This window comes from Streptomyces marokkonensis, from assembly GCF_039539045.1.
GTDB lineage: Bacteria > Actinomycetota > Actinomycetes > Streptomycetales > Streptomycetaceae > Streptomyces > Streptomyces marokkonensis.
In genome coordinates this window covers 1-26556 of record NZ_BAABCQ010000111.1, presented here as the reverse complement: position 1 = coordinate 26556, position 26556 = coordinate 1, and the positions used below count along the sequence as shown (strand labels likewise).

General features: G+C 72.0%; 23 protein-coding genes and 3 pseudogenes. 9 read left to right on the top strand and 17 right to left on the bottom strand.

The genetic code is table 11. From position 1 onward, the window contains the following. Window positions 1–88: 88 nt before the first annotated feature. Window positions 89–730, top strand: coding sequence for a TetR/AcrR family transcriptional regulator (locus ABEA26_RS24265; RefSeq protein WP_345595454.1), 642 nt, complete (start codon window positions 89–91; stop codon window positions 728–730). Window positions 731–786: 56 nt separating this feature from the next. Further along, window positions 787–1500: an ArsR/SmtB family transcription factor gene (locus tag ABEA26_RS24260; RefSeq protein ID WP_345595453.1), complete on the top strand. Its 714-nt coding sequence runs from the start codon at window positions 787–789 to the stop codon at window positions 1498–1500. A gap of 438 nt (window positions 1501–1938) precedes the next feature. On the opposite strand, the gene ABEA26_RS24255 is transcribed toward ABEA26_RS24260, so the two are convergent. Genes ABEA26_RS24255 through ABEA26_RS24245 form a run of 3 tightly spaced genes read right to left on the bottom strand, consistent with a single transcriptional unit; the run spans window position 1939 to window position 3588 of the window. Continuing rightward, the gene (locus tag ABEA26_RS24255) at window positions 1939–2703 is read right to left on the bottom strand and encodes an SAM-dependent methyltransferase (RefSeq protein WP_345595452.1); all 765 of its coding nucleotides are present in this window, start codon (window positions 2701–2703) and stop codon (window positions 1939–1941) included. Between the two features lie 19 nt (window positions 2704–2722). Beyond that, window positions 2723–3115, bottom strand: a complete 393-nt coding sequence (locus ABEA26_RS24250) for a DUF4267 domain-containing protein (protein WP_345595451.1) — start codon at window positions 3113–3115, stop codon at window positions 2723–2725. 26 nt (window positions 3116–3141) lie between these two features. Continuing rightward, window positions 3142–3588 (bottom strand): anthrone oxygenase family protein, encoded by a 447-nt coding sequence (locus ABEA26_RS24245; protein ID WP_345595450.1) that lies wholly within the window; start codon window positions 3586–3588, stop codon window positions 3142–3144. Window positions 3589–3680: 92 nt separating this feature from the next. Here ABEA26_RS24245 and ABEA26_RS24240 point away from each other — a divergent pair, with 92 nt between their 5' ends. Then, a complete protein-coding gene (locus tag ABEA26_RS24240) occupies window positions 3681–4259 on the top strand; it encodes a TetR/AcrR family transcriptional regulator (protein ID WP_345595449.1) in 579 nt (192 codons plus the stop codon). Window positions 4260–4470: 211 nt separating this feature from the next. On the opposite strand, the pseudogene ABEA26_RS24235 reads toward ABEA26_RS24240, so the two are convergent. The 9 genes and pseudogenes from ABEA26_RS24235 to ABEA26_RS24195 all read right to left on the bottom strand — a co-directional run. Then, window positions 4471–5760: pseudogene (locus tag ABEA26_RS24235) on the bottom strand (DUF4158 domain-containing protein); the annotation flags it as partial. Window positions 5761–6012: 252 nt separating this feature from the next. Beyond that, the gene (locus ABEA26_RS24230) at window positions 6013–7110 is read right to left on the bottom strand and encodes a Zn-dependent alcohol dehydrogenase (RefSeq protein ID WP_345595448.1); all 1098 of its coding nucleotides are present in this window, start codon (window positions 7108–7110) and stop codon (window positions 6013–6015) included. Window positions 7111–7132: 22 nt separating this feature from the next. Next, window positions 7133–8521 (bottom strand): aldehyde dehydrogenase family protein, encoded by a 1389-nt coding sequence (locus ABEA26_RS24225; RefSeq protein ID WP_345595447.1) that lies wholly within the window; start codon window positions 8519–8521, stop codon window positions 7133–7135. Window positions 8522–8644: 123 nt separating this feature from the next. Further along, complete coding sequence (locus ABEA26_RS24220; protein WP_345595446.1) at window positions 8645–9994, bottom strand: ABC transporter ATP-binding protein; 1350 nt, start codon at window positions 9992–9994, stop codon at window positions 8645–8647. A 375-nt stretch (window positions 9995–10369) separates the two neighbouring features. Continuing rightward, window positions 10370–11626: an MFS transporter gene (locus ABEA26_RS24215; RefSeq protein WP_345595445.1), complete on the bottom strand. Its 1257-nt coding sequence runs from the start codon at window positions 11624–11626 to the stop codon at window positions 10370–10372. A gap of 60 nt (window positions 11627–11686) precedes the next feature. Beyond that, entirely contained in the window at window positions 11687–13204 is a 1518-nt protein-coding gene (locus ABEA26_RS24210) for a CitMHS family transporter (RefSeq protein ID WP_345595444.1), read from the bottom strand. Between the two features lie 123 nt (window positions 13205–13327). Further along, window positions 13328–15571: a molybdopterin oxidoreductase family protein gene (locus tag ABEA26_RS24205; protein WP_345595443.1), complete on the bottom strand. Its 2244-nt coding sequence runs from the start codon at window positions 15569–15571 to the stop codon at window positions 13328–13330. A gap of 297 nt (window positions 15572–15868) precedes the next feature. Continuing rightward, complete coding sequence (locus ABEA26_RS24200) at window positions 15869–16486, bottom strand: TetR/AcrR family transcriptional regulator (protein ID WP_345595442.1); 618 nt, start codon at window positions 16484–16486, stop codon at window positions 15869–15871. 64 nt (window positions 16487–16550) lie between these two features. After that, on the bottom strand, window positions 16551–17129 hold the full coding sequence (locus tag ABEA26_RS24195; RefSeq protein ID WP_345595441.1) for a hypothetical protein: 579 nt from the start codon (window positions 17127–17129) through the stop codon (window positions 16551–16553). A gap of 180 nt (window positions 17130–17309) precedes the next feature. Between ABEA26_RS24195 and hmgA the strand changes: the two genes are divergently transcribed. From hmgA to ABEA26_RS24180, 3 genes are read left to right on the top strand one after another with little or no spacing between them, the layout of a single operon-like run. After that, window positions 17310–18635, top strand: a complete 1326-nt coding sequence (gene hmgA, locus ABEA26_RS24190; RefSeq protein ID WP_345595439.1) for a homogentisate 1,2-dioxygenase — start codon at window positions 17310–17312, stop codon at window positions 18633–18635. A gap of 26 nt (window positions 18636–18661) precedes the next feature. Further along, window positions 18662–19411 (top strand): GntR family transcriptional regulator, encoded by a 750-nt coding sequence (locus ABEA26_RS24185; protein ID WP_345595437.1) that lies wholly within the window; start codon window positions 18662–18664, stop codon window positions 19409–19411. Window positions 19412–19433: 22 nt separating this feature from the next. Further along, on the top strand, window positions 19434–20609 hold the full coding sequence (locus ABEA26_RS24180; protein ID WP_345595435.1) for a type ISP restriction/modification enzyme: 1176 nt from the start codon (window positions 19434–19436) through the stop codon (window positions 20607–20609). 34 nt (window positions 20610–20643) lie between these two features. Here ABEA26_RS24180 and ABEA26_RS24175 read toward each other — a convergent pair whose 3' ends face one another. After that, the gene (locus tag ABEA26_RS24175) at window positions 20644–21348 is read right to left on the bottom strand and encodes a TetR/AcrR family transcriptional regulator (protein ID WP_345595434.1); all 705 of its coding nucleotides are present in this window, start codon (window positions 21346–21348) and stop codon (window positions 20644–20646) included. Window positions 21349–21409: 61 nt separating this feature from the next. Between ABEA26_RS24175 and ABEA26_RS24170 the strand changes: the two genes are divergently transcribed. Both ABEA26_RS24170 and ABEA26_RS24165 read left to right on the top strand, forming a co-directional pair. Then, window positions 21410–22357 carry an ATP-binding cassette domain-containing protein gene (locus ABEA26_RS24170; protein WP_345595432.1) on the top strand — a complete coding sequence of 316 codons (948 nt, stop codon included), beginning with the start codon at window positions 21410–21412 and terminating at the stop codon, window positions 22355–22357. Then, window positions 22354–23148, top strand: a complete 795-nt coding sequence (locus ABEA26_RS24165) for an ABC transporter permease (protein WP_345595430.1) — start codon at window positions 22354–22356, stop codon at window positions 23146–23148. The genes ABEA26_RS24170 and ABEA26_RS24165 overlap by 4 nt, the downstream gene beginning before the upstream one ends. A gap of 256 nt (window positions 23149–23404) precedes the next feature. Here ABEA26_RS24165 and ABEA26_RS24160 read toward each other — a convergent pair whose 3' ends face one another. The 3 genes and pseudogenes from ABEA26_RS24160 to ABEA26_RS24150 form a co-directional block, all read right to left on the bottom strand. After that, a complete protein-coding gene (locus ABEA26_RS24160) occupies window positions 23405–23671 on the bottom strand; it encodes a hypothetical protein (protein WP_345595428.1) in 267 nt (88 codons plus the stop codon). A gap of 115 nt (window positions 23672–23786) precedes the next feature. After that, window positions 23787–24062 (bottom strand): anti-sigma factor, encoded by a 276-nt coding sequence (locus ABEA26_RS24155; protein WP_345595427.1) that lies wholly within the window; start codon window positions 24060–24062, stop codon window positions 23787–23789. Between the two features lie 128 nt (window positions 24063–24190). Continuing rightward, window positions 24191–24419 (bottom strand): annotated as a pseudogene (locus ABEA26_RS24150) (sigma factor); the annotation flags it as partial. A 139-nt stretch (window positions 24420–24558) separates the two neighbouring features. On the opposite strand from ABEA26_RS24150, the pseudogene ABEA26_RS24145 reads away from it, so the two are divergent. After that, window positions 24559–25291 (top strand): annotated as a pseudogene (locus ABEA26_RS24145) (serine/threonine-protein kinase); the annotation flags it as partial. A gap of 50 nt (window positions 25292–25341) precedes the next feature. Here the strand turns inward: ABEA26_RS24145 and ABEA26_RS24140 are convergent. Continuing rightward, the gene (locus tag ABEA26_RS24140; RefSeq protein WP_345595425.1) at window positions 25342–26148 is read right to left on the bottom strand and encodes an SGNH/GDSL hydrolase family protein; all 807 of its coding nucleotides are present in this window, start codon (window positions 26146–26148) and stop codon (window positions 25342–25344) included. Window positions 26149–26556: the final 408 nt, after the last annotated feature.

Sequence of the window (26556 nt, the reverse complement as noted above, 5' to 3'; positions counted from 1 at the left end):
GGTCCTGCATTGGTCCTGCATCGATCTTGAGCGGCGGACATTTAAATTAGCACTGCTAGTTTAGAGCCGCAGCCCTACTATGTGCGCCATGGCCCGACCGCGCAAGCCCCTGCTCAGCACCGACCGGATCGTCGCGACCGCCCGCGCGCTGGTGGACGCGGAGGGCCTCGCGGCCGTCTCGACGCGCCGGCTCGCCGCGGAGCTGGGAGTCAGCGGGCCCTCGCTCTACAACCATTTCCGCACCAAGGACGAGATCCTCGAGGCGGTCGCCGACTCGGTGAGCGCACAGGTCGACCTGTCGATGTTCGAGGACGGCCGGGAGTGGCGGACCGCGCTGCACGACTGGGCCGTCTCCTACCGGGCGGCCCTGCGTGACCACCCCAACATCGTCCCGGTGCTGGCCCACGGTCCCGGCCGCCGCCCGGCCGCGTTGCACCTCGCGGACGCCGTCTACGGCGCGATGGTCGCGGCGGGCTGGCCCCCGGCCCAGGCCACGTCCATCGGCGCGCTGATGCGCTACTTCATCATGGGCTCGGCACTCGGCTCCTTCGCCGGCGGCTTCGTGGACGACGCCGGCGCCTACGATCCCGCCGACTACCCCCACCTCCAGCAGGCCCACCTCCTGGCCGAGCAGCAGGAGAAGATCGACGAACGGGCCTTCGAGACCGGGCTGACGGCGCTGCTGGACGGGCTGGCGCAGCAGTACGCCCAGGTGGCACAGGGCACCTGAGGACTCCGAGGACACTTCGGCGCCCGCCGGACCGTGCGTACCGCATCCTGGGACGCATGACCGAGAGGGACCCCGAAGCGCCCGGGCTGGCGCGGCTGGCCGGGCTGATCGCCGACGAGACCAGGGCCGCGTGCCTGCTGGCGCTGCTCGACGGGCGGGCGTGGACCGCCGGTGAGCTGGCCCGGCACGCGGGGGTCGCCGCCTCCACACTCAGCGAGCACCTGGGCAAGCTCGTCGCGGGCGGACTGCTGGCCGAGGAACGGCAGGGGCGGCACCGGTATGTACGACTGGCCGACGAGCGGGTCGCACACCTGGTGGAGGACCTGGCCGCACAGGTCGCGCCGCAGGCCGCGGCACGTCGTCCGCGCACGCTGCGGGCGTCCAGCGCCGGCTCGGCGATGGCGCGGGGCCGCACCTGCTACGACCACCTCGCCGGACGGCTCGGCATCACGGTCACCGACGCGCTCACCGGGCGCGGCCTGCTGCGCCAGGACACCGGCTTCGCGCTCACCGACGCGGGCCTCGGCTGGTTCGAGTACGCCGGGATCGCGCTGAAGCCCACCGGTCGCCGGCCGCTGGCCCGTGCCTGCCTCGACTGGACCGAACGCCGCCCCCATCTCGCGGGCGTCGCGGGCGCCGCCCTGTGCCGGCACGCCCTGGACACGGGCTGGTGCGTACGCATCGGCTCGGAGCGTGCGGTGAGGGTGACACCGGCGGGCGAGGAGGCGCTGTCGGAGCTGCTGGGCATCGATCCGGCGGAGCTGCGCTGAGGCACCGGGCATCCCTGGACCTCGTCCGGAATCCGCCGCTCACCGGCGCCCTGTGGGCCTCCGCCTTCGTCTCGGTCCGCGGCCCTGCCGCCCTCGTCGTCCTGATGTCGTGGTCGGTGCTCGGCGAGGTGCCGGGCCGCTCACCTTGGCGGGCGGCGCGCCTCACCCGGGGCGTGGGGCCGCCGAGTTCGTGGGTGCTGCCAGCCACCACGAGCGACCACCGGCCGGTGGCGGCCCGCGTCAGCAGGTGACCGCATCCCGGTACGGAACGTGCCGGAACAGGCTGGACCGGGAATTCCGGAACATATCACCGGCGTATCGAAAACCGCATACGTGAGGTTGATCCCCGGGAGTGGACACCAGGGATCAACCTCAGGGGGACTAGGTTCTGTCTCTCCGATCACGACCGGAGAGACAGACCGTCGACGTGGCGTGTGCTCAGTTCTTATGTGCGGTTACCAGAGCGAAGGAGAGGAATTCTCCACGGTCTGTGGTGAGCATGTCGATAACGGGCTGGTTCGCGCTCTGGCCGTCGGGATGGTGCTCAGCGCCGGCTCGGGCCCACAGCAGCCAGTCCTGCCAGGCGTCCTGCTGCAGCCGCGCGGATGTGACCTTCACCAACTCGGTGATGTCCCACTGGAAGCGCCACCATTCCGCCGTGTGCCAGGCTATCGCTTCCCAGCCGACCACTTCCTTGATGTGGGGCGGGATCATCCCGAGTTCACGGATCTCCCGTGTCGTGGCGGGAGTCGCCATGCCCAGCTGTCCCCCGGGCCGGAGGAAGCGCAGCAGGTAGGGCAGGAAGTTGTCCGCCGTACCGAAGTACTCGAAGGCGTCCACGCTGACGATCGCGTCGAAGCTCTGCTCCTCGAACGGCAGGGCGTGCGCCTCCGCTCGCACGGCCTCCACATGGTCGCCGACACCCGCCTTGGCGAAGACCTGTGCCGCCTGTTCGGGGGCGATCCACAGGTCGGCCGCGACGACGTCGACTCCGTACTCGCGGGCCAGGAACACCGACGTGGCGCCCTTGCCGGAGCCGAGGTCGAGAACCCGCATGCCCGGGCGCAGGTCGAGATCGTGGGCGAGGTCTTCCAGCAGCCACAGCGGGTTCGGCCCCATGTCGAGGTCGAGCAACCAGGCGGGGTCGTACCGAGAGGAGCGTGGATAGCGGTCCGGACGTACAAGATCTTTCAAGGCAGTCACGAGCACGCACCCAAGCCGATCATATGCACGGTCGCAACCCGTTTTGGCCTTCCTGTGCCAGCTCTTGGTTCACGTGGGACGGTGAGGGTGGCAGTCGGATATGCCTCTGGTCGAGCAGACGGTGGGCCAGCACGTTGGCCATGTCCCCGTACGCGGCGAGGGCCTCCACCAGCATCGCCCAGCCCAGCGCCCGGCGGTGACCTGCCACCAGCAGGACACCCAGTACCAGGGCCATGACGACGTCGCGGGTTCCCTTGACGATCAGGAAGCCGCCGCCGTCGCCGGACGGCCAGCTCGGCAGGCCGAAGCCCGGCGCCACCGTCTCCGGGCGCAGGATGAACTCCGACCCGAACCAGAGGATGAAGAGGAGGAAGGCGGCGGCCAGGACGGTGTTGATCTTCTTCAGTGACATTGTTCTTCTCCTTGTGGATTTCGGGCTCAGGCGAGGGCAGTGACCAGGCAGGCCAAGGCGGCGACGATGACGGCGACGCGGACGTAGTGGTAGCGGTCCCAGCGGTTCATCTGCTCCTTCCAGTCCGCGGGCCGGTTCTCGGGGGTCCACGTCTTGCCCCGGTTGTTGATCGGGACGAGCAGCAGGAGCGACATGATCACGCTCACGATCAGCAGCGCGGCGGCGATGACGACGAGTCCGGCGCCTGGGCGGTCCCATCCGGCGATGGCCCAGACCGCGCTGAGGACGAGCGAGCCGATGTACCAGAACGGCATGAGGGCGCCGAGCATCCGGCCCCCGTGGGCGCGGGCGAGCTGGCCGCTGTCCTCGGGAAGGGCGTTGAAGATCCGGTTCATGACGAAGGCGACGGAGAACTCCACCCCCACCATCAGGCCGACGATCACGGTGGTGAACACCTCGAGTGCGTTGAGCATGATGACCTCTCCTGAGATCTAGCGCTGCTAGATGACGAGGCAACGCTAGTGCTACTGCCGCTCGATTGTCTAGCGATGCTAGGATTCGAGTCATGTCGGTACAAGAACGCAAGCAGCGCGAACGGGCGGAGCGCGAGCGCCTCATCGTGGCGACAGCCCGCGAACTCGCTGAGCAGCAGGGCTGGGACGCGGTCACAACCCGTCGGCTCGCCGAGCGCATCGAGTACAGCCAGCCCGTCCTCTACAGCCACTTCCGCGGCAAGCGGGAGATCATCGGCGCCGTCGCCCTGGAGGGCGCTGCCGAGCTGGCCGCGGCGGTGCGTGCCGCGACCTCCGCCGCGGACGGCCCGCGCGAGCAGGTCGCCGCGCTCGCCCGCGCCTACCTCGACTTCGCCGCACGCAACCCGGCGGTCTACGACGCCTTGTTCCAGCTCGACGGCGGCCTGGCGTACGCGCAGGAGGACACCCCGGAGCCGCTGAAGGACGCCTTCGCCGCGCTGCTGGAGAGCCTGGGCGAGGTCGCCGGGGACGGTGTCCACCCGGGGCTGTTCACCGAGATGTTCTGGGCGTCCCTGCACGGCCTCGCGACCCTGACCCGGGCGGGACGGTTGCTGCCGGAGGACGCCGCGCAGAGGGTGGAGCTGCTGGTGGACCGGCTCGCCGTGGTCTGACACACCGTCCCGGCGGGCATGCGGCCGGGGCCCTCGGGCCCCCGCCGCTGCCTGCGGCAACGCTTCCGGTCACTCGCGTCCACACGGCGCAGCCGCAGATCGCCGGGCCCCGTGCCCCAGGCCGGCACCCGCTCCGGAAGCTGCGATGCTCATTGATCGCGACCCGATACGCGCCCTAACGCCGCGTCATTCGCCGGTGCCCTCGTCGTCCTCTCGGCAGCAGCGGCTCGTCCTTCACCCGGCGCCGCGACAGCGCGGGCAGCTTCTGCACAGCGGCCAGCACCCGACACCCGCCCGACGCCGCACCGAGCGCCGTCGACTCCCCGAGCAGGGTCAAGAGCGGACGTACCGTGTCGTACCGGACGGCCAGGAGTGCGCGGACCGCCATCTCGGCCGCATCGTCCCCGGGCGGGACCAGTTCCTCCACCGTCGCCGCGGCAGCGTTGGCCTCCTCGCGCGGGGCGACCGTTTCCACCGCCTGCCACAGTGCGGCCACGTCCAGATCAGTGCCGTGCTCCTCGACCACGCCCAACTCCTCGGAGAGCACCCGCCAGACCGCCGTCATCACCCGCGACGCCTTCTCCAACCGAGGCAGCGTCGACAGCCGGTCGCTGTTCGTTGCCCGCTTCGCCGAGCTGATCAGCTTGACCTGCATCAGGAGCGCGAACAGGTCCAAGGCATCGTCGATCGCCGCCGCCTCCAGCGACCGGACCACCGCGGTGACCATCGCCGTGCGCTTCGGCTCCGGGGTGCGGGCCAGGTACGGGCCTTCGAGCCCAGCCCGTTCTTCGCCGGCGCTACCAGCCGGTTCGGCGGGATCTGCTCGACCTTCACCTTCCCCAGGCGGAAGGCCGCGATCTCGTCGACCCGCTCCAGGGCCCCCTTCATCGCGTTGCCGGTGGTCCGCGTCGACGGCCGGCGCATCCGCTCCAGCTCCGAGAGCCGCTTGCCCTCCGGCACGTCCAACAGCGCGACCAGGTCCCCGGGCAGCGAGGCGTCCGCCCGGCGGGTCGCGTTCGCCACGGTCGCGTACAGCCGCTGCTCGGCGATTCCGCGCGCTTCGGCGACTGCCGGGCCAGCACGCTCACTTCGGGCAGCAGCACCCGGTTCCGGCGCAGCCAGTGCCCCGACTGGTTGAACAGCGCCACCGGCCCCTCGGCGTTCGTCCACGCCCGGCCGTGCAGGAACGTACGGAACAACCGGCCCCACTCAGGGTCTTCGTACTGGTGGTAGCCGTGGCGTCCCGGATCTCCCACGCGTGCTCGTACGCCGTCTTCAACCTCTCGGTGTACTGCTTGATGCACGAGACGTCCTCGATGCCCAGCTCCTGGCCGAGGTGCTCGATGACCGGCCACGGCACCGCGAGCGGGTCCTGCAGGAACAGCCCGACGTAGCGCACCGTGCACATCTGGAGCGCGAACCCGAGCCGGTTCTGATCCCCGCGCCGCTTGCCGATCAGCGCACGATCGACGTCATCGAGGTAGAAGAATCTCTCCAGCTCTCAACCGAGCTTTGCCGAACCTCGGCAGAGCCGTTGGACGCTGTGCCAGACGGCAAGACCAGCCCTCAGCGCCAACCGATGTTCCATTGTTCCCCGAAGCCGGGAAGCGCGCGGGAGCGGCCCCGGAGCGGGCCGGGCCCGCCCCGAAGCCGCGCCGCGAGGACGCCGACCGGCTCTGAGGCCGTTGCGGACAGGCTGGGACAGGCCTGGGCCGGTCCGGAAAGGCCCGGACACGGCCCGAGCTCGGCTCGTCTAGAACACCACCAGGGCCCGCCCGCCCTTGCCCGCCAGCATGTTCTCGAAGGCCGCCGGGATGCCGTCCAGGGCGATGCGCTCGGTCACCAGGGCGCCGAGGTCCAGGCGTCCGGCGCGGACGTGTTCGGCCAGTACCGGGAGGTCCCTGGCCGGGTCGGCGTTGCCGTAGACGCAGCCGGACAGGGTGCGGCCCCAGTGGAAGATTTCCAGGGCGTTGAAGGTGACCTGCTGGTCCTTGCCGCCGATGCCGACGACCGTGGTGCGGCCGCCGCGCCGGGTGGACTCCCAGGCCGTGCGGATGGTGACGGCCCGGCCGACGCACTCGACGGCGACGTCGACGCCCTGCTTGCCGGTGAGGGCGCGGATCTCGCGGGCGGTGGTGTCGGAGGCGATCAGGTAGTCGGTGGCTCCGGCGGCGCGGGCCAGCTCCTCCTTCTCGGGTGACACGTCGACCGCGACGATCTTCGACGCGCCCGCGATGCGGGCCGCCTGGAGCGCGGCGAGGCCCACTCCCCCGACGCCGAAGACCGCGACCGTCTCCCCCTCGCGCACCCGCGCCGAGTGGTGGACGGCGCCGTAGCCGGTGAGGACGGCACAGCCGAGCAGGGCGGCGTCGGTGAGCGGGATGCCGTCGGGGACGGGCAGGAGGCACCCGGCGTCCACCACCGTCTCCTCGGCGAACGCGGCGACGTTCAGACCGGGGTGCAGGTCGGTGCCGTCGTCGGCGCGGCGGGCGTGCACGTTCGCCGCGCCGGCCAGGGCGTTCGCGCACAGCCAGACCTCGCCGAGCGAACAGGCGTGACAGCCGCCGCAGGACGGGGCCCAGTTGAGGACGACGTCGTCGCCGGGGGCGACGTGGGTGACGCCCTCGCCGACGGCGAGGACCGTGCCGGCGCCCTCGTGGCCGAGGACGGCGGGGAGCGGCACGCGCATGGTGCCGTTGGACAGGGACAGGTCGGAGTGGCAGACGCCGGCGGCGGCGAGCTTCACCCGGACCTGGCCCGGGCCGGGCTCGGGCAGCTCGATCCCGGTGACCTCCAGCGGGGCGCCTACGGCGGGTACGACGGCGGCACGGACAGCGGTACGGACGGCCATGACGTGGACGACTCCCCTGGAACTAGAACTGGAGGGACTTGGTCTGGAGGTACTCGGACAGGCCGTGCGCGCCCAGTTCGCGGCCCACGCCGGACTGCTTGTAGCCGCCGAAGGGCGCCAGCGGGTTGAACCGGCCGCCGTTGATGTCGACCTGGCCGGTGTCCATCCGGCGGGCGAAGGCGACCGCCTCGGTCTCGTCGCCGGCCCAGACGGCGCCGGCGAGGCCGTAGACCGTGCCGTTGGCGATCCGCAGGGCGTCCTCCTCGTCCGTGTAGCGGAGGATGGACAGGACCGGCCCGAAGATCTCCTCCTGGGCGATGGTCATGTCCTGCGTCACGTCGGCGAAGACGGTCGGGGCGACGAAGTAGCCCTGCTCGCGTGGGGCTTCGGGGCCGCCCGCGACAAGGCGCGCGCCCTCGGCGACGCCCTGCTCGATGTAACCGCGCACGCGTTCCCGCTGCTTGGCGTTGACGACCGGGCCGATCCGGTCGCCGTACTTCGCGGCGGCCTCGGTGGCCAGCTCCACGGCCTCGTCGTACCGGTCGGCGGGCACCAGCATGCGGGTCCAGGCGCTGCACGTCTGGCCGGAGTTGGACATGACGTTGGCGACGCCGACGTTCACTGCCCTGGCCAGGTCGGCGCTGGGGAGGATGACGTTGGCGGACTTGCCGCCGAGTTCGAGGGCGACCTTCTTGACGGCGGCGCCGGCGGTCGCGCCGATCCGACGGCCCACGGCCGTGGAGCCGGTGAAGGAGACCAGGTCGACGCCCGGGTGCTCGGCAAGGGCCTGCCCGGCGACCGGACCGAGGCCGGTGACCAGGTTGAAGACGCCCGCCGGAACGCCGGCCTCGTGCACCGCCTCCGCGAAGAGCTGGGCGGTGAGCGGGGTGTCCTCGGCGGGCTTCAGCACGATCGTGCAGCCGGCCGCGAGCGCCGGGGCGACCTTGGCGACGATCTGGTGGAGTGGGTAGTTCCAGGGGGTGATGGCGGCGACCACGCCGACCGGCTCGTGGTGGACGACGGAGTTGCCGACCTTCTCCTCGAAGACGTACGTCGCCGCCAGCTCGGCGTAGGATCCCGCGACCGCGATCGGGGCGGCGGCGTGCACGGCCTGCGAGAGCTTCGGCGGCGAGCCCAGCTCTGCGGTGACGGTGTCGGCGATCTCGTCCTTGCGGGCCACCAGTACGTCCCGCAGGGCGGCCAGGCGTGCGGCCCGCTCGGCGGGCGGCGTGGCAGCCCAGCCCCGCAGGGCGGCGCGGGCGGCCCGTACGGCGGTGTCGACGTCCAGGGCGTTGCCCGCGGGGACCTTGCCGATCACCTGCTCGTCGGCCGGGTTGACCACCTCGATCGTGTCCCGGCCGTCGGCGGGCCGCCAGGCTCCGTCGATGTACATGCCGTCGTGTGCCTTCATCGCGTTCCCTCCGGGCGGGCCTCGTCGTCCGACCCCAAACTAGCGCCGATAGTTTTACGGCACCAGGGGCGACCACCATGGTGGCGCGGCTCACCCTCCCGACGGGCCTGATCGCCGACGACGTCACTCCTCCAGGTCCGGCAGCCGGGCCGGGGCGGGGCAGATCCGGTCGCCGTGCTGGTCGAAGACGAACAGATGGGCGAGGTCGACGAGGAGAGGGACCTGCATGCCGTGACGAAGGTCGATGTCGGGGGTGGTCCGGACGATCAGGTCTCCGGGGAGGCGGCCGTCGGGGGCGGCGACGGCGGGTCCGGCGGCGGGTCGGGCGACCCCCGGCTCGTCCATGACCGCCACCGGGCCGGCCCGCAGGGCGCCCGCCCGTTCCTTCAGCCGGTTCAGAACCGTGCCGTCGCGGCGGCGGCGCCCGGCCGGGCGGGCGCCGGGGCGCGGAGCCTCCAGGTCGGGCACGACGGCCGGCTGCGAACCGGTGTTGAAGTGGACGAGGACCTCGTGGCCCTGGAACTCGACGTGCTCCACCAGGCCGGTGAGCAGCACCTCGCCGGGGCGGGCGGAGGCGGGCTTCGCGATCCGCACGGCCTCCGAACGCAGTCCCACGATCACCTCACGGCCCTGCTGGACGCGGAGCAGCTGGTGGTCCAGGGAGAGCGGTTCGGGCAGGCGCAGGAACTGCTTGCCCAGGCTGATGGTCATCGCCCCGTCGAGCGGCGCCCGCACGAGGCCGCGCAGCAGGTTGATGCGCGGGGTGCCGATGAAGGCGGCGACGAAGACGTTGCGCGGCAGGGCGTACACCGCGCGCGGGGTGTCCACCTGCTGGAGCACACCGCCGCGCAGCACGGCGACGCGGTCGCCGAGGGACATGGCCTCGGACTGGTCGTGGGTGACGTAGATCGTGGTGACGCCCAGTTCCCGGGTCAGTTTGGTGATCTCGGCGCGCAGGTGGTTGCGGAGCTTGGCGTCGAGGTTGGACAGCGGCTCGTCCATCAGGAAGGCGGTGGGGTGGCGGGCGATCGCCCGGCCCATGGCGACGCGCTGGCGTTCACCGCCGGAGAGCTGGGCGGGGAAGCGGTCGAGGAGGTCCTCGATGCCCAGCATGCGGGCGGTGGCGTCCACACGGGGGCCGGGGTCGGCCTGCGGTGCCTCGACACGCAGCGGGAAGCCGATGTTCCCGCGGGTCGTCATGTTCGGGTACAGGGCGAAGTTCTGGAAGACCATCGCCATGCTCCGCTCGGAGGGGAGCAGGTCGTTGCCGTACTCGCCGTCCAGCAGCAGTCGGCCGTCGGTGATCTCCTCCAGGCCGGCGATCATGCGCAGCACGGTGGACTTGCCGCAGCCGGAGGGGCCGAGCAGGACGAGGAACTCGCCGGGCGCGATGTCCAGCGACAGCCGGTCCACCACGCGGACGCCTCGCGCGTAGGTCTTGCTCACGTCGTGCAGGGAGATGGCGCGTGTCATGGGAGGTGCCCCCGGGGGCTCACTGAGCGCTGGTGCTCCGCGGTCGGACGCCCACGTGCGGGTCGTACGGGGCGTGTGAGTCACGGAAGCTAACGGAATGTGCGCGGCTGGGGGAAGACACTGGACGCAATCTTGGTGCGGGTGTCCAAATGACGAGAAAGCGGACGGCCTGATTCAGGGACGGAGTCTCCCAGGAGGCGGGCGCCACACAAAGCGGGCGTCGCAGAAGACGTGCGTCGCACAAGACGTGCGTCATGGGAGGGGGGTGTCGCGGGAGAGGGTGTCGTGGGAAGGGGGTGTCGTGGGAGGCGGGTCCGAGGCCGGCGACACGGTCCCTCGACGCCGCGGGACTCCGGGGGTCCGGCAGGCGGGTCGCTAACGGGCCGTCCGGCGCGGGGCCCGGCGGCGAGGGGTGTCCTCGGGTTCGTCCGCGGCGGGCGGCCGGTCCGCGGCCGGTCCGGTGGACGGGGCTCGCAGGGCGATGCCAGAGGAAATGAGCAGCAGGGCGCCGAGCATCACGAACGGCGCGGCCACGCCCGCGACGCCGGCGATCAGGCCCGCCGCGGCGGGCGCGGCGACCTGGCCGAGCCGGTTGCCGGTCAGGCGCAGGGCGAGGGCGGTGGAACGGGCTCCGTCGGGGGCCGCCTGGACGACGGTCGTCATGGACAGCGGCTGGCCCACGCCGAGACAGAAGCCGAGGACGACCAGCATCAGCCCGAGCACCCACACCGGCACCGGCAGCGCGACCCCGGCGCACAGCAGAGCGGCCAGCAGACAGGTGGCCGTGAGCAGCACGGTGCGGCCGAGCAGCCGCAGCAGGGGCGTCAGCACCAGCCGGCAGGCGATCGTGGCGGCGGCCCGCAGACTGAGCAGTACCCCGATCACGACCGGCGAGATGCCCCGGTGCTCGCCGACCACCGGCAGGTAGGCGGTGAGGATGTCGGTCGCCGACAGGACGGACAGGCTGATCAGGATGCCCGCGGGCACGCCCCGGGCACGCAGGATGCTGCCGACGGGGACGCGCGCGCCCTGTTCCCTACGGGACTTGCCGGCCGCCGGGTGCTCTATGCGCCACAGCGACGTGAAGGCGACCGCGGCGACCGCGCCCGCCACCACCAGGGCCAGGGCGCTGCTGGCCGCCATGTCCCGGCCGCCGATCAGCACGCCGGCCGCGACGGGCCCGACCAGCTGGCCGAGCGAGGCGCCGATGGTGAAGTGGCCGAAGTTGCGGTCCTGCTCGTGCGGCGCGGACTGGCGGGCGACCAGCGACTGGGCACCGATGACGAAGCAGAGGTGGCCGAGACCCATGACGCCGCTCCACAGCGCCATCGCCCACAGGGACTCCGCGATACCGCTCAGCGCGCAGCCGCCGGCGATGAGGACCACGCCGACGGGCAGCAGCGGCGCGCAGCGGCCGTGGTCGGTGCGGCGGCCGAGCGGGACGGCGGCGAACAGCGGCAGCAGCGCGTACACGCCGGCGATGACCCCGACCGCCTGTTCGTCCGAGCCCAGCGCGAGGGCTCGGTAGGAGACGGCGGGCCGGGCCATCGACACCGCCCCCTGCGCGAAGCCGAAGGCGATGACGAGGCGGAGCAGCCAGCCGCGGTTCCCGCGGTTCCCACCGGGCGCCATGGTCGTGTCCTTCCTGGGCACCCGGCTCCCACGCACGGTCGGCGGGAGCCGGGCAGATGATCAGATGATGCCGAACAGGATGCCCGCCGCGAGGATCACCAGGCTCGTCAGGACCGCCCACTTCACCACGAACCGCGTGTGGTCGCCGAACTCGACCTTGGCCATGCCGACCAGGACGTACACGGCCGGGACGAGCGGGCTGGACATGTGCAGCGGCTGGCCGACGATCGAGGCGCGGGCGATCTCCAGCGTCGACACACCGTGTGCCTGACCGGCCTCGGCGAGCACCGGCAGGACACCGAAGTAGAAGCCGTCGTTCGACATGAAGTAGGTGAGCGGCAGGCTGAGCAGGCCGGTGACGAGGCCCATCTGCGGGCCCATGCCGTCGGGGATGGTGTCCACGAGCCAGTTGGCCATGTGGTCGACCATGCCGGTACCGGTGAGGACGCCGGTGAAGACCGCGGCGGCGAAGACCATGCCGGAGACGTTGAGGACGTTGTCCGCGTGGGCCGCGATGCGGGCCTTCTGGTCCGGGATGTGCGGGAAGTTGACGGTGAGCGCGAGCGCGGCGCCGAGCAGGAAGAGCACCGGGATCGGCAGCATCTCCATGATCATGGCGGTGAGCAGCGCGACCGTGAGCAGCGCGTTGAACCAGTACAGCTTGGGGCGCAGGGTGGGCCGGTTCGGGTCGAGGCCCTGGAAGTCGTCGTCGGACCCGTCGTCCTCGACGGCGGCCTCCTGGGCCCCGCCGGAGCCCGCGTCGGCCTTCCCCGAAACCGAACCGGCACCCGGACCCGAATTCGAGCCCGAGCCCGAACCGACACGGCCACCGGACCCGGAAGCCGAGCCCGAGCCCGAGCCCGCACTCGCACCCGCACCCGCACCCGCACCCGCACCCGCACCCGCACCGACCAGCACAGTCTCGCTCTCGGGCTCCCCCACCAGCGCCTCGTCCAGCGACAGCGTGCCCAGCCGCCTGCGCTCGCGCAGACCGAGCACGTACGACAGGACGATGACCGCCAGCAGGCCGACGGCCAGGGCCGGGATCATCGGGACGAAGATGTCGGTGGCGTCGACCTTCAGGGCGGTGGCGGCGCGGGCGGTGGGGCCGCCCCAGGGCAGGGTGTTCATCACACCGTTGGCCATCGCGGCGACGCCGGTCATCACGACCAGGCTCATCTTCAGGCGCTTGTACAGCGGGTACATCGCCGAGACCGTGATCATGAAGGTGGTGGAGCCGTCGCCGTCCAGCGAGACGATGGCGGCGAGCAGGGCCGTACCGACGACGATCCGCATCGGGTCGGCCTTGCAGAACCTCAGGATGGCCCGGACGATCGGGTCGAAGAGCCCGACGTCGATCATCACCCCGAAGTAGACGATCGCGAACATGAGCATGGCCGCGGTGGGCGCGAGGGTGGACACGCCGTCGATGACGTAGTCGCCGAGTTCGGCGCCCTTGCCGACGAACACGCAGAACAGCGCGGGGATCAGCACGAGCGCCGCGATCGGCGACATCTTCTTCATCATGATCAGGACCAGGAAGGTCGCGATCATGGCGAAGCCGAGGATGGTCAGCATGAGTGAGTACCTAACGTTCGCCCTTGAACATCCCACCGGGGCAGGCGGTGCGAGCGACGTTAGGTGCCGTGAAGCTGCGTTAACAAGACGTTGACATGCGAGCAATAAGAGCAAAAATGCAGGTCACAGCTTTGCGTCGGTCAGCGGCGCCAGCTCGACGGGTACGCCGTTGAGGACGGCGTTGCCCGAGAGCGGGTCGAGCATGCTGCCGTCGAGGAGCTGATTGACGTTGACGCCGGGGTCGGCGGCGGCGTGGCTCAGGCGGGTGCCGGGGCGGTCGTGGCCCCAGCCGTGCGGGAGGCTGACGACGCCGGGCCGGACGGTGTCGGTGACCTCGGCGGGGGCGGTCACCTCTCCCCCGGCGGCCTTGACCCGCACGGACTGCCCGGCACTCACGCCGAGCCGTTCGGCGTCGTCGGGGTGGAGGTGGAGGGTGCAGCGGTTGGAACCGCCGGTGAGGGTCGGGATGTTGTGCATCCAGCTGTTGTTGGAGCGCAGGTGGCGGCGGCCGACGAGGACGAGCCCGGCGGGGCGCTCGGCCAGGGCCTGCCGAAGACGCGGCAGGTCGGCGCTGATCGGCCCCGGCAGCAGCTCCACCCTGCCGCTGCGGGTCTTCAGCGGCTGCGGCAGGCGCGGGCGCAGCGGGCCGAGGTCGATGCCGTGCGGGTGGGCGAGCAGCTTCTCGAGGTTCAGCCCGTCCGGCCGGGCGCCGAAGCCGTCGCCGTAGGGGCCGAGGCGCAGCATCAGGTCGAGTCGCCGCTCCGGACCGTTGTCGCCGGTGAGCCGTGCGGTCAGTCCGCCCGGGTCGCGTCCGTGCACGGGTGAGTGCGCGTCCCGTACGGCCTTGCCGAGCGTCTGCTCGATCACCATGGCGTCGACGGCGGCGGGGTCGGTGCCGTGGGTGCCGGTGGCGGCCAGGATCAGCCGGGCCAGGATCTCCGTCTCGGCCATCCGTCCGGGCTCGAGCGGCACGGCGGGGCGGGTGTAGCGGACCTGGTTGCGCACGGCGAGGGTGTTGAAGGCGAAGTCGTGGTGGGGGCTCTGGGCCGGCGGGGGCGGCGGCAGGACGACATGGGCGTGGCGAGAGGTCTCGTTGAGGTAGGGGTCGACGCTCACCATGAAGTCCAGTGAGTCCAGTGCCTTGTCGAGCCGGTCCCCGTCGGGTGCGGAGAGCACGGGGTTGGCGGCGATCGTGAGCAGCGCGCGGACCGGTTCGCCGGTGCCGGTGGCTGTGTCGATCTCCTCGGTGAGGGCGGACAGGGGAAGTTCGCCCTTCGCCTCGGGGTGTCCGCTCACCCGCGAGTGCCAGCGGCCGAGCGCGAACCCGCGGCCGGGCCCGGCGGGGCGGGGGGTCCGGTCGGTGGCGGCCTGGGGGAAGAGGGCGCCGCCGGGACGGTCGAGGTTGCCGGTGAGGATGTTGAGGACGTCCACGAGCCAGCTGGCGAGGGTGCCGTGCGGGACGGTGCAGCTGCCGATGCGGCCGTACACGGCGGCGGTGGGAGCGGCGGCGAGTTCGCGGGCGAGGGCGCGCGTCACGTCGGCGTCCACGTCGCAGGCGGCGGCGACGGATTCCGGCGTGAAGTCGCCCACGGCATCGGCGACTTCCGCGACTCCTTCGACGTGCGGGGCGAGCGGGCCGAGGTCGGCCAGGCCCTCTTCGAACAGTACGTGGGCCATCGCCGCGAGGAGCAGCGCGTCGGTGCCGGGGCGGATCGCCACGTGCCGGTCGGCGAGCTTGGCGGTGCGGGTGCGACGTGGGTCGATGACGGTGAGGGTGCCACCGCGGGCCCTGAGCGCCTTGAGTCGGCCGGGGAAGTCGGGGGCGGTGCACAGACTGCCGTTGGACTCCAGCGGGTTGGCTCCGATCAGGAGCAGGTGGTCGGTGCGGTCGAGGTCGGGGACCGGGATGGCGTTCGCGTCGCCGAAGAGCAGCCCGCTCGAAACGTGCTTGGGCATCTGGTCCACCGTGGACGCGGTGAACAGGCTGCGGGTACCGAGGGCGCCGAGCAGGACGTTCGGGTAGAGGGCGCCGGCCACGGTGTGGACGTTGGGATTGCCGAGGACGACGCCGACGGAGTGCGGCCCGTACCGCTCGACGACGGGCCGGACACCGGCGGCGACCGCGTCGAACGCCTCCTCCCAGGTGGCCTCGCGCAGCTCGCCGTCCCTGCGCACCAGGGGGGCGCGCAGCCGGTCGGGGTCGGCGTCGACGGCCCCGAAGGAGGCGCCCTTGGGGCAGACGAAGCCGTGGCTGAAGACGTCGTCGCGGTCGCCGCGGGCGGCCGTGACCGTGGTGCCGTCGATGGTGAGGGCCAGGCCGCAGGTGGCCTCGCACAGGGGGCAGATACGCAGGGCGGTGCGGGACACGGGTCCTCCCGGAGGCGGCGGTGACGCACGGACGTGTAACCTCGCGGCGAGCATACCGACCGGTAGGCATGTTGGGGAGGCCTGCGTCGACGGTTGTGTGAACGGCCGCATGCCCTCGACTGTCGGGCGGACACGGCAGGCGCGCCGGCCGAGCACCGTCGCCCCACGGGCCGAGCACCGTCGAACCGTCAGTCGAGCACGCCGACCCGCCAGTCGAGCACGCCGACCCCATCGGTCGGACACGCCGACCTCGCCAGTCGAGCACGCCGACCCCATCGGTCGAGCACGCCGACCCCGTCAGTCGAGCACGCGCCCCAGATAGGCCCGCAGAAGCTGTCGCGCCTCCTCGATGATTTCCTCGTCCCCGCCCGGCGCGACCCGGAAGGCGAGTTGCACGAGGGTGTCGGCGGTCTCCACGGCCACGAGGAAGGCGCGGCGCAGGTCCTCGTCGGGGCGGCGGCCCAGGTAGCCGGCGAGCAGCTCGGTGAGCCGGTCGGCGACGCGGTGGTTGGGCACGGCGTGGCGGCCGCCGACCGGTATCTGGTTGCCGAAGTCGATCAGGGAGAAGCCGGGTACGGTCCGCTTCATCGCCAGGTACTCGTCGAGCACCGCGTCCAGCGCCCCGCGCCAGCCGCCGTCCCCCGCCTCCGTGAGGCGTTCGGTCACCCGCTCCGCATAGTGCTCCAGGTTGCGCTGGGCCAGCGCGTCGGCCATCTGCCGCTTGTTGCCGAAGAAGCGGTACACCGAACCGATGGGGACGTCCGCGCGCAGCGCCACGGCCCGGGTGCTCAGGGCGTCGTAGCCGACCTCGTCGAGGAGGTCGGCGCAGGCGTCGAGGATCCGGGTCAGCCGTTCGGCACTGCGCCGCTGCACGGGGGCACGGCGGAGCGAGGTCGCGTGGGACACGGTCTTCATGATGCCCTTTCGCCGCCGTCCGGTGAACTGTGACCTTCAGTACGGCGCCGGCCACCGGCTCCACTCACCGGGCCGCCGTGCGTGCGGGCGACGCCTGGTCCTCGATCTCCTCCGGCCGGGTCGCCTCCGTCGGCTCCGCGTCCGACGCCGTGATGTCCGCCGTACTCTCGACGGGCTCGCCGTCGACGGCCCAGACGGTGCCGTCGTCGGCGTACAGGCGGACCGTGAGCTGGTGGGTGCCGCGCGGTACGAGGTCGGCGGCGAGGCGGTGGTCGGGGCCGCGCAGGCGGGTGAGGAGGTCGCCGTCGAGGAAGAGGTGGGCGACGCCGCGGCCGGCCACCGCCTTCGCCTCCGTCCCGGCCGGCGAGAACCGGAAGTCGCGGACGGTCAGGCGTACGTCCCAGCTGTCGTCGGCGTCGGGCTGTACCTCGACACCGACCTCCGGCGCGTGCTCCTCGTCCACCTCCCGGTAGCGCCGGCCCGCCTCGTCGGTGGCGTCGAGCAGCCTGCCCACCGGGGTGGCCGATTCACCGGCCTCCGGTTCGCCCGTACCGCCCGTGTCACCGGAGCCGCAGCCGACGGATCCGGTCAGCAGCAGGACACAGACCGCGAGCACGGCGAGCACTCTCCGCATCCACGACATGACGGGAGACTAGAACACCGGTCCGACAGTCCGGATCCCCCGGGGGTCTGGTTCCGGTCATCCTCCCCGGAGGGGATCCGCGTGGACCCGAACCCCGTACGACCTCTTGCGCATGGGAAACCCTATTCCTATGGTGTGCCATAGGAATAGGGTGGGAATCGGATTGCGAGGGAGCGATCAATGAGCGGGGACGCGCGGAAGACCGCGGAGGGACTGGCCTACCTGTCCGGTTTCGGCAACGAGCACAGCTCGCAGGCCGTTCCGGGAGCGCTGCCCGAAGGTCGGAACTCGCCGCAGCGGGCGCCCCTGGGGCTGTACGCGGAGCAGTTGAGCGGCACGGCGTTCACGGAGCCGAGGGCGGACAACCGGCGTTCGTGGCTGTACCGGATCCGCCCGTCGGCGGCCCACCCGGCTTTCACCCGCACGGGCAACGGCGCGATCCGCACCGCACCCTTCACCCAGGCCGTGCCGGACCCGAACCGGCTGCGGTGGGGCCCGCTGCCCGAGCCCGGGGCCGGGACCGACTTCCTGGCGGGCCTGTGGACACTGGGCGGCAACGGCGACGTCACCCAGCGCACCGGCATGGCCGTGCACCTGTACCACGCCACGGCCTCCATGGAGCGCGTCTTCAGCGACGCCGACGGCGAGTTGCTGATCGTCCCCGAGCGCGGCGGCCTGCTGCTGCGCACCGAGTTCGGGCTGCTGCACGCCGGGCCCGGCCATGTGGCGCTGGTCCCGCGCGGCGTCCGCTTCCGGGTGGAACTCCTGGACGAGGACGCCCGCGGCTACGTCTGCGAGAACTACGGCGCCCCTTTCCGTCTCCCCGACCTCGGCCCGATCGGCGCCAACGGCCTGGCGAACGTACGGGACTTCATGGCGCCGGTCGCCGCGTACGAGGACGACGAGAACACGCCGGGACCGGTGGAGGTGGTCAACAAGTTCTGCGGGAACCTCTGGTCCGCGACCTACGACCATTCCCCGCTCGACGTGGTCGCCTGGCACGGCAACCATGTCCCGTACGTCTACGACCTGCGCCGTTTCAACGTCATCGGCACGATCTCGTACGACCACCCGGACCCGTCGATCTTCACGGTGCTGACCTCCCCGTCGGACACCCCCGGTCTCGCGGGCGTCGACTTCGTGGTCTTCGCGCCGCGTTGGCTGGTGGGCGAGGACACCTTCCGGCCGCCGTACTTCCACCGGAACGTGATGAGCGAGTACATGGGCCTGATCGAGGGCGCCTACGACGCCAAGGCGGAGGGCTTCGTGCCGGGCGGCGGCTCGCTGCACAACATGATGTCGGCGCACGGCCCGGACCGGGAGACCTTCGACCGGGCGAGCGCGGCCGAGCTGAAGCCACAGCGGATCGACGACGGGCTGGCGTTCATGTTCGAGACGCGGTGGCCGGTGACCCTCACACCGCAGGCGGCCCGCGCCGAGCACCTGCAACCGCGCTACGACGACGTCTGGCGGGGCATGGAGCGTCACTTCCGCCCCTTGCACTGACGATTCCCTACCGGTACGGATGGCCCGTGACCTCCTTCGCCCCGGACTCCATCGTTCTGAACCGCAAGCTGCCGCTCTGGTACCAGGTGTCGCAGTCCCTCCGCGCCTCGATACTCGGCCGCTCCCCCCGGGACCCGCTGCGGCTGCCCACGGAGGAGCAGCTGGCCGGCCACTACGGGGTGAGTGTGCTGACCATGCGGCAGGCGCTGAAGGAGCTGGAGGAGGAGGGGCTGATCACCCGTCACCGCCGGCGCGGCACGTTCATCGAGCCCGACGCCCGGCGGGGGGCGCCGGTGCGGCTGCTGGGTTCGGTGGACGCGATCGTGGCGCAGCAGTCCGGCATGAAGGCGGAGCTCCTGGGCCACGGCACCGGCCCCGTGCCGTCCGAACTCGCCGAGTACTTCCCGGACCTGGTCGAGACGGCGACGTACCACCGGCTGCGCTGCGACGAGCAGACGGGGGAGCCCACCAACCACGCCCGCAACTACGTCCGCCCCGAGGTCGCCGCCCGCATCGACGTGGACGACCTGGCCCGCCGACCGATGACCAAGGTGCTGCGCGACGTGGTGGGCCTGGACATCGGCCGGATCACGGACACGGTGGAGGCCCGGCTGGCGGACCCGGAGACGGCGCGACTGCTCGAGGTCCCGCTGCTCAGCCCGATCCTGCACTACACGGGCATCACCTACGACACGGCGGGGCGGGTGCTGGACGTGGCGGTCATCCACTACCGGGGGGACCGCTTCTCCTTCACGGTCACCCTGGATGCCACGTGAGGCCGCGGTGCCCCGTCGTACGATGCCCGGCGTGACGCACGACGACGCTCCGCCGCTGGCGGACCTCATGCCGTGGTCCGTCGCACCGCCGCGGCTCGGCCGGGCGTGGCCGACGGCCCCCGACGCGGCGTCCCTGAAGGCCCGCTGGGACGCCTTGGTGAAGGCCGAGGGAGCCGACCGCGAGGTCCTGTTCGAGCCGACGCGATCGCGTACGCCGCACACCGCGGTCGGGCAGTTGCCGGGCGGCCTCGGCGGCACCGGGCGGCTGGCGCGGGCCTCGGGGCGGTGTCCGGAGCCGGTGCGCGTGCTGCGCGCGCCGTTCGACGAACAGTGGCTGATTCCCGACCACCGGCTGATCGACGCGGCCCGTCCGGAGCTGTGGCGGGTGATGGACGAGCGGCAGGCCTTCGTCGTGGAGGCGCCCGGTGCCGCCGGCCCTCCGCTGCTTCTCGCGACCTCGCGGCTGCCGCTGCTGGGGGGCGCCCGGGTACGCCCGCTGTACCGCCGTCCCGGCGGGACGGAGCCGAACCTGGCCCCCGGCCTCCTGGACCATCTGGCCGCCCGGCTCGGCCGGCGTCCCGATGCGGTGGAGGTGCTGGCCTGGGCGGTGGCGACCGTGCGGGAGGGCTCCCGGGTGCCGCTCACCTCGGACCCGGTGCTGTGGGAGCGCGGTGTCGGCCTGGGCCGGCGCGCCCTGTGGCTGATGCGCCGCGACGGCGAGCGACCCAGGCTGCCCGGCGGCCGCCGCCCGTACGTCCGCGCCCCGCTGCCCGCGCGCCCGGTGACCGTGCGCTACGACCCGGACGAGGAGGCGCTGTACCTGGACGAGGGCAGGGTCTCACCCGTGCCGCCGGGTGCCTGGGACTTCGAGGCGGGCGGGGTGCGGGTGCTGGAGCAGTGGTGCGCGGCCCGCACCGCCGAGGGCGAGCCGGGCGCGCTGGCGGCGATCCGCCCGGCCACCTGGCCGCAGACCTGGACGTCGGAGCTGCTGGAACTGGTCACGGTCCTCGCCCTGCTCGCCGAGGTGCGGCCGAGGTGCCGGGAGCTGGCGGTGACGGCGGAGATGGCGACGGCGGAGATCACTGCGACCGAGCTGCGCGAGGCGGGCGTACTGCCGGTGGCCCCGGCGGCCCGCCGGCCGGCCTCCGTACTGGACGGTCGGGAGGAGGGGCCGGAGGGGCAGCTGGCGCTGTTGTAAGACCTGTTCCGTACCCCCCGGCAGACCTTCCGGCTCAGGCGAACCCGTCCAGCACCCGCGTGAGTGCCCGCTCGAAGACCGCCTCCAGGTCGATCGGCCCGGCGTCCTCGGCGAAGGACGCCGCCAGCCGTGGATAGGCGCCGCTCGCCACCTGCCGGCCCAGGTGGGCGATGCGCACGGCGTTCTCCTGCTCCTCGGTCCAGGGCAGCGAACGGGTGCGTTCGGCGGTGGAGATCTCGTTGGTGACGTAGGTCGTCACGACGCCGTTGACCATGGCGATCAGCTCCATCTTCGTGCCGTAGGACGCTTCGAAGGAGTCGAGGCAGGCCAGGCAGTGCTCCAGGTACCGCAGGGCGTTGGGGCTGAAGCCGTGGACCGGGGACATCAGGCGGGGCAGCCAGGTGTGGCGGTGCATCAGCGCCCGGGTCCGGTGGGCCACCAGGAACATGTCGGCGCGCCAGTCGCCGCTCGGCTCCCACAGTTCGTGCTCGCCGCTGACGGCGTCCATCATCAGCTCGTGCAGGTCCTCCTTGCGGGGGACGTAGTTGTAGAGCGACATGGTGCCGCAGCCCAGCTCGGCGGCCACGCGGCGCATCGAGACCGCGTCCAGCCCCTCGGCGTCGGCGATCCGCACGGCGGCGGCGGCGATGTCGGCGCGGGTGTACGCCGGCCTCGGCCCCCGGCCGGTGCGCTCGGGGCGCGCCCAGATCACTTCGGGTACGGCCGCTCGGCCCGCCATGGTCATCACCTCGCCACCATCCTAGTTACGTACAGCGTACGTAGTGCGCTATGGTCACCCCATGACTACTACGTACGCCGTACTTAGTGAGGGTCTGGAGAAGCGCTTCGGCGATGTGCGCGCGCTGTGCGGGCTGGACCTGGCGGTGGCCGAGGGCACGGTGTGCGGGCTGCTCGGGCCGAACGGTGCGGGCAAGAGCACGGCCGTGCGCCTGCTGACCACGCTGCTGCGACCGGACGCGGGCTCGGCACGGATCGCGGGGCACGACCTCGTCCGCGAGGCCGCCGCCGTCCGGCGCCGGATCGGCGTCACCGGGCAGTACGCGTCGGTGGACGGGGACCTCACCGGACGCCAGAACCTGCGGCTGTTCGCCCGGCTGCACCGGCTGCGGGACGCGTCCGCGCGGGCCGACGAACTACTCGACCACTTCGCGCTGACCGATGCCGCCGACCGCCCCGCGTCCACCCTGTCGGGCGGCATGCGGCGCCGCCTCGACCTGGCCGCGAGCCTCGTGAGGCGCCCCGAGGTGCTGTTCCTGGACGAGCCGACCACGGGTCTCGACCCGGCCAGCCGCAACCAGATCTGGGACGCCGTGCGCGCCCTGAAGGAGGACGGCACGACCGTGCTGCTCACCACGCAGTACCTGGAGGAGGCAGACCGCCTCGCCGACGACATCGCCCTGGTGGACCGGGGCCTGGTCGCGCACAGGGGGTCACCGGCCGCACTCAAGTCGCTGGTGGGGACGTACGCCGAGGCCGTCGTCACGGACGCGGACGCCATGACGCGGGCGGCGGCGGTCCTCGACCGGCTCACGGGCTCGCGGCCGGCCCTGGACCACGACCGGCGCACCGTCGGCGCGGTCAGCACCGATCCGACACTGACGCTGCCGCGCCTGGTGCGCGAACTCGACGCGGCGGGCGTGCCCCTGCTGGACGCGAGCCTGCGCCCGCCCACCCTCGACGACGTCTTCCTCCGCCTGACCGGTGACGACAAGGAGCTTGTGTCATGAGCACAGAGACCCACGGCCTGGCCCTGGACGGCACCGCGATGCTGGGACGTCAGCTGCGGCGGCTGCAGAACAGTCCGGGACTGCTGATCCTCACCCAGACGATGCCCGTCACGATGCTGCTCTTCTTCGGCTACGTCTTCGGCAGCGCGCTCGCGATGCCGGGCGCGGAGTACCGGTCCTTCCTGGTGCCGGGCCTGCTGGTGGCGACGGCCGCGAACGGCATCATGACCGGCATGTTCCAGGCCGCCCAGGACACGCACCGGGGCGTGACGGACCGTCTGCGGACGCTGCCGGTGAGCCGGGCGGCGGTACCGCTCGGGCAGTCGGTCGCCGACGTGCTCGTCACGGCCGCCGGAATGCTGCCCTTCCTGCTGGTCGGGCTCGCGGTGGGCTGGCGAGTGGAGGGCAGCGCGCTCGGCGCGGCGGGTGCGGTGGGGCTGTTGCTGCTGTTCCGCTTCGCGACGACGTGGGTCGGGATCTACCTGGGGCTGCTCACCCGGAACGAGGAGGCCGCCGGTCAACTCGGCGGCGCGACCTTCATCCTGCCGCTGCTGTCCAACGCGTACATCCCGACCGGGGGACTGCCGGACTGGCTGCGCACGGTCGCCGAGTGGAACCCGATCAGCGCGGTGACCACGGCGCTGCGCGATCTCTTCGGCAACGCGCCGGTGCCGGAGGGGGCCGCCTGGCCGGTGGCGCGTCCCGTCGCAGGGTCGCTGGCCTGGTGCGCGGTACTGCTGGCGGTGTTCGCCCCGCTCGCCGTGCGCCGGTACGCGCGCGGGGACGGCTGAGCGAGCCGGTGAGCGTCACCGCCGGGTGGGAGACGGCGGGACGAGGACGTGAGAACACGTACGGGACGTACGGGACGTACGTGCGGGACGGCCGTACGGGGCGAACCCGTGGGACGAACCCGCGGAACGGACGTACGGGGGGACGGGGATCACCCGCGCTCGGGAACACACCGAGGCGCCGCTGCGTACCGTGGGGATGACGGACGAGTGTGCGGCGGCGCCGCGCCGGGACGGTGTGACCGCCGACGCGCGGGCCTCAGTTGCCGAACAGCGAGCGACGCAGTCGGCGCAGTGGCGCGAACAGCGAGACCCGGCGCACCCTGGCACCCCTGCTGCTGCGCTTGTGCGCGGGCTCACGCGCGGTCAGCTCACGCATCAGCGACGTCGCCTCCACTGTCTCCCGTTGTGGGAGGGCAGGCCCTCCGAGCACCGCGAGATGACGGTCGAGACGCGAGCTGGTCGCGCTGCTTCCGCACGTGATCGCAGGGACCCTTGCCCTGCTGCGCACTGTTATCTGTTCCATGTCACTCCCCACCCGTACGAGTCCACCCGGCCCGGGCAGAGTAACCCTATCGCCCCGGTACGGCATGCGTGTATCGCGGTCACAGGATTCACCTTCCCCGTAAGGGGGTTGACGACTACTCTCCGAATCCGGCAGATTCCAGGGCGAGTTGGGCAACCGGCTTGCTCGTCGGGCGGGCCGGCTGCCCGTCGGGTCCGACGGTCACGGCCAGTGAGGTCGCGGACCGGTTCGGACGGGAGGCGTACAGGGGCACGCCGGCGTCCAGGAGCCCCGGGGAGCGCGTCCCGGCGCCGGGGCGCGCGAGCCACAGTTGATGCACGCGGTCGCCGGACGGCTCGCGGTAACCGCCCAGGGTGACGACCACGCGCCCCTCGGACGCGGAAGCGACCACCGCGACACCGCGGCCCGGCCGTCCCCGCCACCTGCCGCGCGGGCGTCCGGAGCGGCGAGAACGTGGGCGATCTCACGTGCCCGGCCCCACCCGGAGTCCAGCTCGCCCCGCGTCCGGGTCGCCCCGCGTCCGGCTCCCGGGGCGAACCGCGCGGCGGACCGTCAGCTCGAGCAGCACCTCCTGCGCCACCTCCTCCGACTGCGCGGGGTCGCGCACCACACGTCGTACGAGTTCGAACACCGGCCCGAAGACCAGCTCGTACAGCTCCTCGAAGGCCTTCCGGCAGCCTTCCGCCACGAGCGTCAGCAGCTCGTCCGCCTCCGTCCGGTCCCCCTCTGCCGCGGGCCGGACGGGCACGTGCCGGGCGCGGAACCGGATTCCGGGCTCTTCCCGGAGGGTCGCATCCGCCCTCGGCTGAGCTACTTCTGGGAGAAATACGAAGAACTGCGGGCCCGTTCCCGGGGCATGTCCGCGCGAGACGCCATAGGGGGCGCCGGTGTCCGAGGAACCGGGCGGGGAGCGCGTGGTCGCCGGCCGCTACCGTCTCCTGTCCCCGCTCGGCGAGGGCGGCATGGGCACGGTGTGGCGCGCCCGCGACGAGGTGCTGCGCCGGGAGGTCGCCGTCAAGGAGGTGCGCGCCCGCCGGGTTGCCGGAGGCCGACGTGCGGCGGCTGTACGCGCGGCTGGAGCGCGAGGCGTGGGCCGCAGCCCGGATCTCCCACCGCAACGTGGTCACGGTGTACGACGTGGCCACCGACGGCGGCCGGCCATGGATCGTGATGGAGCTGGTCCGGGGGCTGTCGCTGGCCGACCTGCTGGAGGCCGAGGGTCCGCTGGAACCGCCGCGTGCCGCGCGGATCGGTGCCGAGGTGCTGTCCGCGCTGCGGGCCGCGCACGGGGCGGGGGTGCCGCACCGGGATGTGAAGCCGGCCAACGTGCTGCCGGCGAACGACGGCCGTGTGGTGCTCACCCACTTCGGGATCGCCACGGTCGAGGGCAGCTCGGCGCTGACGATGACCGGCGAGGTCGTCGGCTCGCCCGAGTTCCTCGCCCCGGAGCGGGCGCTGGGCCGTACGCCCGGCCCCGAGTCCGACCTCTGGTCGCTGGGCGTGCTGCTGTACGCGGCGGTCGAGGGCGCCTCTCCCTTCCGCCAGGACACCCCGCTGAGCACCTGTGAGGCGGGGACGGAGACAGAGACGGAAACAGAGGAGGAGGAGACGGAGCCCCCGACGGGCGGGGCATCCCCCTCCTCCTCTTCTTCCTCTCCTTCCGCTTCCGGTCAGGCTGCGCTGTTGAGGACCGGCAGGTAGCCGCCGGACTGACCGGCCGCGGTCGGGTGGTACGACTCGCCGATGTTCAGCCAGTTCACGCTGTGCAGCCAGGAGCTGCCGGAGCAGATCTCGTGACCGGTGAAGGGTGCTCGTACGTCACCGAAGGTGAAGCCGTGGTCGGCGGCGCGCTTGGCGATCGCGGTGTTGAGATGGTCGGCGGCGTCGTTGATCGCCTTCCGCTTGGTCTCGGAGAGGCCGATGCAGGAGGTCCCGAGCTGGTAGAAGCGCGGGTAGCCGATGACGACGACATGGGCACCGGGTGCCTTGCCGCGGATCGCCGAGTAGACGTCGTCGAGGTTGCCGGGCAGCGTCGAGTCGACGTACGCCCTCGCGGTGGCGATCCGCGACAGGCAGGAGCTCTCGGACTGGAGTACGCACGTCATCATGACGTCGGCGAAGCCGGCGTCGTTGCCGCCGACGCTGATCGAGACCAGGCCGGTGGCGGAGCCGAGCGGGCCGAGCTGTCCGGCGAGAACATCACCCGTACGAGCACCGGAGCAGGCGGTGAAGTCGAACGTCGAGGGTGAATGGGCTGCCGCCCACAGGTAGGGGTGGGACTTGGTGCTGCGCTTGCAGTCGCCGCTGGAGCTGATGTAACTGCCCGCTCCGACCCCGGAGGAGTAGGAGTCGCCGAGCGCCACATAGCCCTCGGCCGCGGCGGGTTGAGCCGCCTGAGCGGTCGCGGCCCCGGTGAGGGCGGCGCCGGCGGCGAGGAGGACTGAACTCAGAAAGCCGACAAGTCGGAAACGTCTCATGGAACCTCCCTTAGCAGATCTCTGCCACAACCGTGGTAGCAGCTACGCGCGTTGACCGGAAGTGTCCATGCCAAAAATTGGCTGACAGTCGTTCAGTATCGGACGAAAGTCAGCGGGAGGGCCGGTGCGGTCTTGACGCTCTCCGGCGAGCTGCGCCACATTGAGGCCCGGCATCTTGGGCTTCGGGGGGCAAAGCGGAACGGTCCGGGGACCCACACCGCACGAAAGCGCCCCGCAAGAAGAACGGATGACGGCAAACCAACAAAAACGTGAGACCTGGTTCCAGGTCTTGCCATACGGGTTCAATCGTCAATACCGTCATACATCTCCCGCATCGGTACGTCGGCAAGCGGCCCAGGGGAGGGCTCGAGGCCGCGGCGGACCGGGGCGGGACGCGCGGTAGGGGGG